The organism is Stenotrophomonas sepilia (assembly GCF_003244875.1).
GTDB classification, from domain to species: domain Bacteria; phylum Pseudomonadota; class Gammaproteobacteria; order Xanthomonadales; family Xanthomonadaceae; genus Stenotrophomonas; species Stenotrophomonas sepilia.
The window spans coordinates 1-3,211 of the sequence record NZ_LXXZ01000081.1 but is presented as its reverse complement, the minus strand read 5'-3'; the positions used below and the strand labels follow the sequence as shown (position 1 = coordinate 3,211).

General features: G+C 55.2%; 6 protein-coding genes. All 6 read left to right on the top strand.

The window, feature by feature from the left end; all coding sequences use genetic code 11:
• On the top strand, positions 1 to 453 hold a 453-nt coding region (locus A7X97_RS21945; protein WP_181503446.1), incomplete at its 5' end, for a hypothetical protein.
• On the top strand, positions 371 to 1,330 hold the full coding sequence (locus tag A7X97_RS21940) for a hypothetical protein (RefSeq protein ID WP_181503445.1): 960 nt from the start codon (positions 371 to 373) through the stop codon (positions 1,328 to 1,330). The genes A7X97_RS21945 and A7X97_RS21940, both read left to right, overlap by 83 nt.
• Positions 1,327 to 1,836 carry a hypothetical protein gene (locus A7X97_RS21760; RefSeq protein ID WP_143592511.1) on the top strand — a complete coding sequence of 170 codons (510 nt, stop codon included), beginning with the start codon at positions 1,327 to 1,329 and terminating at the stop codon, positions 1,834 to 1,836. The genes A7X97_RS21940 and A7X97_RS21760 overlap by 4 nt, the downstream gene beginning before the upstream one ends.
• Positions 1,837 to 2,035: 199 nt before the next feature.
• Positions 2,036 to 2,344 carry a hypothetical protein gene (locus A7X97_RS21755; protein WP_143592512.1) on the top strand — a complete coding sequence of 103 codons (309 nt, stop codon included), beginning with the start codon at positions 2,036 to 2,038 and terminating at the stop codon, positions 2,342 to 2,344.
• Between the two features lie 298 nt (positions 2,345 to 2,642).
• Positions 2,643 to 2,885: a DUF4926 domain-containing protein gene (locus A7X97_RS16495; protein WP_198422618.1), complete on the top strand. Its 243-nt coding sequence runs from the start codon at positions 2,643 to 2,645 to the stop codon at positions 2,883 to 2,885.
• 86 nt (positions 2,886 to 2,971) lie between these two features.
• Positions 2,972 to 3,211 (top strand): hypothetical protein (locus A7X97_RS16490; RefSeq protein ID WP_146260256.1); only part of this gene is annotated, 240 nt, incomplete at its 3' end.

Here is a 3,211-nt window from a genome sequence, read left to right as displayed (position 1 = left end):
GGCGACTTGGGCGGCTACCTGAGCCAGAAGGCGGAGACCGAAGAAGGCAAGGCGTTCTGGGCCGACGGCGGCAACGGCCGCGCGCTGCTGCACGGCATGGCCGGTGCGGCGATGGCCGCATTGGGTGGGGCCGATGCACTGAAGGGCGCGGTGAGTGCTGCCGGTGCGGAGAAGGCCAAGATCGCGATCTCCGAATTCCTCGAGAGCAACAAGGGCAGCCTGAGCTGGGAGGACTACCAGTCGCTGATGGAAGTGGGCAGCGCGATGGTGGGTGGGGCTCTGGGTGGAAGCACGGGCGCCAACATTGCCGTGACCGGGGACCGGTTCAATCGGCAGCTGCACCCGGATGAGGTGAAGTGGATCAACATGAATGCTGCCGTTCGCCGCCCAGGAAGGTATCAGCGAAGCAGAGGCGGTACGCAGGCTGACCACGGAAGGTGCCGCGCGTGTTGATGCAAAGGTCGCCCGATTGGTGGGCATCGAGAACGTTGATTTGGAAGCCACTGACTTCCTGAGCAAGATGGGCGGGGCATACGGGTTCGGCGCGACGGAGGCGGAATACAAAAACTTCAACCTCTATGGCAACGAGCTGCTCAACGACGATGCACTGTACAGGCAGGTCATCGGATCCCTGCTGTCCTCCGGCGTATCCAAGGACGACGTGCAGCTCAAATTCTATGATCTGAACAACCTGCGCGGAACGAAGATCCGGGGAGGTGACGGCTGGACGATGATGGGGACCTTCAGTGGCGACATTGGCGCCGCTGGTACCGTGATCGCCAGCGTAGCCAAGGGCGACGGCAACGGTGCTGCCATCGGCGCAGCGACGTTCCTGATCCCGGTGCGGTTGCCTGGGGCGAAGATCGTTGGTGAAGTGGGCGCGGAGATCGCCGGGGCCGCGACCAAGCAGGGTGTGCTCAAATCTGAGGAGATCCTGAAGTCGGTACAGAATGCGGCTAGCGAAGCTGCCAAAGAAGGGCATGTAGCATTCGCTAATGATGTCGTAAATCTGCCGCTCTCCAACATCGGTCGAATTGATCACTCTGCCAGGCATTTGATTGAAGCTGGAATAATTACGGAGAATTCTGGGTCAAAAGCCGCTCGGCAGGCATTTCAGGATATTGGGCGGGCTATTCTTACAAAACCAATAAAAACTTTTGATCACGTAATGGTTCAAGGCGGGCAGCCGGTTAAAGGCTTTTATGGGAAAATTAACGGAGAGGACGTTGTTATCTTTGTGGCGAAGGAGCCTCGCGGCAAGATAGCGGCTGGAGATATTGTTACAGCGATCAAGCCATCCCCGCAGCAGATCAAGAATTTCGGACTATGATAACGAAAGACAGCCTCGGAATATATTGGGCCATTCCAGACCAGTCTGGTCGTGTTGTTTATCAGGAGGAGGTGTGCGGAATTATTTTCTACGGGTATTGGAGTTGTGGTTCGATTGGCGAATTTGGCAAGAATAGCGCCTCGTTTGAGGACATATGGAGTGGTCGCGTCGATGTGAGATTCAGGGAGTGGGAGGGGCAAGGTATGAGCAATTTGTCCGCCGAAGTTAAGATAAATTCCTGGCCTGATGAGGACGAGTGGTTGATATGCATTAGGCGATCACTGGAATGGTTTGTTGAGGGGGGCGCAATCATTTCCTGGTGTGGATCGGAACTGAGTAGCCCCTCCTTGGATGTGTTCTCATCAGTGGATAGCTCTGGTTCGGTATATGCCGCATATAGTGAACGTATCGGCTTTGTTTGTGGTTCGGGATTGAATTGTGAGTATCAGGATGTAAGTCCTTCGGAACTTGAACGTTTTAATAGGCTTGTTCTGGGGGCGGTGTAGATCTACTCATATTCTTGCATTTAGGGCTGCGCAAGTAGTTTCATCCGGGGCGATCGAGGACTCTTTTTATCTTTTGCTCGCATCATTTGCATCTAGAGATGGAATTGTGCGGCTTGGGCGTGAATGGCTGAGCGCGCAGGCGTCAATATGAAGGGAGATCGGTGATGTAGAGATCTCCGAGATCTGTGCTGGTGCGATTGTGATATTTGTTTCGGCCGATGATCTGGACTCTGCGCTTCGCCAAGACATTCCGCAGCACTGGATTTTTGATGAGGTTGGAGATGCATTGAGGGCGAGCAAAGTATCTGATTCAGATCAGATGTACGCCCTGCTTGAGGCGCTTTATGGGTTGGCTGCTGATTATTGTTTGGCTTGGTATATTGCTGGACCGCTGTTTGAAATCAATATTGATCTTGAGCCTTGCTTTCACTTTTGGAGTGCTGGTGGGTGCTGTGCGCTCACGCGTAATGGGTTTATGGTCTCCAGCCGGACGGCACCTCTCAACTAGAGTGTGTTACGAACCTTGCCATGATCCCGCTGCCGTAAAGGGATGGTCGCATTTCCCCTTTCGCGAGGTCGTACGGGATGGTTCAGAGGCGGGAGTCCGCGTTGTCTTTGATATCTATGGCTAAAATTCAGAGGCCATGGTTATATTTGAGCCTGATTTGAAGTGTCGATGATGGGCTTTGCGTAAAACGTAGCTGCGATCCTTCAGTTTTTCTGCCAGTGATCTGGACTATGCACTTCGCCATGGCATTCCGCAGAATTGGACTTTTGACGAGGCGGGAGATGCATTGAGAGCGAGAATGATGTCTGAACTAGATCAGATGTGCGCCTTCGAGGTAGTTTATATGCCTGTGGAAACAAATGATGTCGTGCGCCTGCTAGAAGACATTCCTTCGGAGGAGATTTGTCGTGGCAGTACCGGGGTAGTGGTTGCCCTCTTCTCCGAGCCAGAGGAGGCCTATGAGGTTGAGTTTTGCGACGAGCATGGCGCCTCAACTGTACAGGTTGCACTGCGGCCATCGCAGTTTGAGATCGTGATGTAGTAGCTCGTCGATGTCGCCTTAGCGGCCAATGTCGCCGCTGGCGTGGGCGACGCCATGCAGCAGGGGCTTCCGACGCCACCGACGGCGTGAGCCTGCACATCGGCATCGGTTCCTCCAGCTCCAGTGCCAGCCAGACCAGCGACGACCAGTTGGCGGTGGACCGCACCATCCGCAGCCAGGGCTACTTCAGCATCGTCGCCACTGCCGGTGACCTGAACAGCGCGCTGTCGGCCGTTGACCTGCGCAAGATGCAGGAGCGCGCCGAGGTGATGCTGCTGGGCGGGCAGCTGCTGTTCAAGGGTGTCGGCGACTTGGGCGGCTACCTG